At 43.5% G+C, this 2,727-nt stretch carries 5 protein-coding genes; 3 read left to right on the forward strand and 2 right to left on the reverse strand.

Annotated features, from left to right (window positions below; genetic code table 11):
• Window positions 1-197, reverse strand: a 197-nt coding sequence (locus tag IM322_RS07640) for a helix-turn-helix domain-containing protein (RefSeq protein WP_287713166.1), incomplete at its 3' end; no start/stop codon positions are given.
• A 91-nt stretch (window positions 198-288) separates the two neighbouring features.
• Here IM322_RS07640 and mutT point away from each other — a divergent pair.
• The 3 genes from mutT to mraY are packed head-to-tail and all read left to right on the forward strand — an operon-like array spanning window position 289 to window position 2,084.
• Entirely contained in the window at window positions 289-711 is a 423-nt protein-coding gene (mutT, locus tag IM322_RS07645; RefSeq protein WP_287677158.1) for an 8-oxo-dGTP diphosphatase MutT, read from the forward strand.
• Window positions 708-971, forward strand: coding sequence for a DUF3134 domain-containing protein (locus IM322_RS07650; RefSeq protein ID WP_287677160.1), 264 nt, complete (start codon window positions 708-710; stop codon window positions 969-971). Before mutT ends, IM322_RS07650 begins: the two co-directional genes overlap by 4 nt.
• Before the next feature lie 45 nt (window positions 972-1,016).
• Window positions 1,017-2,084 carry a phospho-N-acetylmuramoyl-pentapeptide-transferase gene (gene mraY / locus IM322_RS07655; RefSeq protein WP_287677162.1) on the forward strand — a complete coding sequence of 356 codons (1,068 nt, stop codon included), beginning with the start codon at window positions 1,017-1,019 and terminating at the stop codon, window positions 2,082-2,084.
• Here mraY and IM322_RS07660 read toward each other — a convergent pair whose 3' ends face one another.
• On the reverse strand, window positions 2,085-2,408 hold the full coding sequence (locus tag IM322_RS07660) for a HesB/IscA family protein (RefSeq protein WP_287677164.1): 324 nt from the start codon (window positions 2,406-2,408) through the stop codon (window positions 2,085-2,087). It abuts the gene before it with no gap.
• Between the last annotated feature and the right edge of the window lie 319 nt (window positions 2,409-2,727).

Raw genomic sequence — 2,727 nt, forward strand, 5'->3', positions numbered from 1 at the left:
AATTCTTCTTGCTTTTTCCAATCGGTTAGCATTGAAGAAGTTTCAGTATATCCTACTCTTTCTTGCTTTTCGTACCATGCTTTTGTTCTGAGATGGAGTGCCTTATTGTACACCAATCTTACACAGCCCAAAGTGCGCCGCAATAGCGACTCTTGTTCTGGTGTGGGGTAAAATCGAAACCAATAGGCTTTTTCCATGTCTCACATTCTGGCATATATCGTGTAAATGCGCTAGTATTTAACGGTAAAGCCGTCGTAGAACGACGGGGTTTCAGACCCAAAATTTTCGATGATTCCAGAAACAGACTCTTTAGCTTCTAAACAAATCGGTGTGGCCGTAATTAGAGATGATCGAGATTTAATTTTAATCGATCGCCGTCTAGCCAAGGGACTCTTGGGCGGTTTTTGGGAATTCCCCGGTGGCAAAATCGAAGGCAATGAAACGGTACAGGAATGTATTAAACGGGAGATATTAGAAGAAATTGGCATTGAAATCGCAGTTGATAGTCATTTAATCACTATCGATCACACCTATAGTCATTTTCGGGTTAATCTACAAGTATATAACTGTCGTTATCTCAGCGGCGAAGCGCGGGCGATCGAATGTGAAGAAATCCGCTGGGTAACTATCCAGGAACTAGATAATTACACTTTCCCCGCGGCCAATCAAGAGATTATCAGAGCCTTAAAAGACATGGTAAACTCGAAATGATTGCTGCTAATCGTCGAGTAATTATGCTTAATCCTTCTATTCGTCAAGAACCCCGCTACGAACCGGCCGCGGTTATTCCCCTAAAAAAAGACGCTTCCATTGTTGAGTGGTTAGAAAAAAATAATCGCATGATTCCCCGGGATAAAGTCGCGGAACCAGATCTCACTCTCGAAGAAGATGTGGAACTATCTGAACTCATGGATGTCGATGATATCAGTTATGATGACGACGAGGATGAATTAGTCTTAGATGAAGATTAATCCCGTCTTCTTTGGCAAATTTTCCCCTTATCTGGCGCTTTAGTCGTGAACGCTAACATTTTTTCCGCCCCTATCTTTAAAAAACCCACTGGAACCCATCTCCTGATTCTACTAACGGGATTACTATTTCTGTTAGTAGTTTTTTTTCAGTCCACTAATTCCCTTTTACCCCCCCTGATGGCCACGACATTAATCAGTGGTGGTCTTGGTTGCTGGGTAGTGCCGATGCTGCGGCGCTTGAAAATGGGTCAGATTATGCGCGAAGATGGACCACAGGCTCATTTAAAGAAAGCAGGAACCCCAACGATGGGAGGCAGCTTTTTTGTGCCAGTAGCCCTTATTTTCGCTTTAATCTGGTCTAAATTCACTCCTAATGTGGTGGCGGTTGCTTTGCTGACTTTTGCTTACATGGGTATCGGTTGGTTAGATGATTGGCAAATTCTGCGTTATAAGTCGAATAAAGGCCTATCTCCCCAGATGAAGTTAATTTTACAGATAACGGGGGCGGCGCTTTTTTGCCTCTGGATGTTGGTCAATCAGGTGAGTACCGATATCACCCTTTGGGGTCGATTAGTGATTCCTTTGGGCTTTTTCTTCTGGATTTTGGCGGGATTTGTCCTTGTGGCTGAAAGTAACGCCACTAATCTCACCGATGGGGTGGATGGATTAGCGGGGGGAACAGCTGCGATCGCTTTTTTGGGTTTAGGTATTATTATCGCTCCTAGTCATCCAGATTTAGCGATTTTCTGCACTTGTTTTGCTGGTGCTTGTCTAGGCTTCATTTTTCATAACCGCAACCCCGCTAAAGTGTTCATGGGTGATACGGGTTCCCTCGCTTTGGGAGGTGCTTTAGCTGCAGTGGGTTTAATTACTGGACATCTCTGGGGATTATTTTTAATTAGTGGTCTGTTCTTTCTGGAATCTCTTTCGGTAATCGCTCAGGTTATCTATTATAAAGCCACAAAAGGACCCGATGGCAAGGGCAAAAGATTATTAAAAATGGCTCCTTTTCATCATCATTTAGAATTAAGTGGTTGGACGGAAACCAAGATTGTGGGAGCTTTTTATCTGGTTAATGCGCTTTTAGTTGTCTTGGCTATTTGGAGCAGTTAATTAGGCACTAAAGGAAAGACCACAACCGCAGGTATTTTGGGCGTTGGTATTGGTAAAACGGAAACCACCACCCATGAGATCTTCTGAATAGTCTAATTTAAAAATTTGTAGGTAGCGATCGCTGTCAGGATCGACTAAAATATTAATACCCTGACTTTGATAAAAGCGATCGTTTTCTGCCGCAATATCGGTTAATTCGAGATGGTAGTGAAGTCCCGAACAACCACCGTTTTTTACTGCCAAACGCAGATAGGAACCCCCCAGGCGACGGCTTTGACTCCAACGTTCAATTTCTCTAGCGGCAGCGGGACTCAATTCGATCATTGTTTTTGAGACTATTGTAATAATAATATCAAGTTCTTGTGAAGTTATACCACAGTTGTTGTCCAACTTTATGTTAAGAAATATGTGACTATTGACATCCTCGCCGCCGTAAAACGGACGGCGATTCCTCACCACGCCACCTTTTTAGAATGGTCGCGTCAATGGGGTTGACGCTTCACGGGATGCTGCTTCTTTAACAGAAGTCTTACGCTTTCCGACCCGTCCGTTTAAAGTCTCCGAATGTCCTCCGGCGACCTTGATATTTACCGCAGCGTTTACATCTCGATCATGAAAAGTTCCACAGAAAAGACATTCCCAC

Origin of the sequence: Microcystis sp. M109S1, from assembly GCF_020247025.1 — a bacterium.
Lineage (GTDB): Bacteria > Cyanobacteriota > Cyanobacteriia > Cyanobacteriales > Microcystaceae > Microcystis.

Excerpts from the sequence above, each read along its gene's own strand:
- mutT (WP_287677158.1), top strand. The coding sequence starts at position 289 with ATGATTCCAGAAACAGACTCTTTAGCTTCTAAACAAATCGGTGTGGCC.
- IM322_RS07650 (WP_287677160.1), top strand. The coding sequence starts at position 708 with ATGATTGCTGCTAATCGTCGAGTAATTATGCTTAATCCTTCTATTCGT.
- IM322_RS07660 (WP_287677164.1), bottom strand. The coding sequence starts at position 2,408 with ATGATCGAATTGAGTCCCGCTGCCGCTAGAGAAATTGAACGTTGGAGT.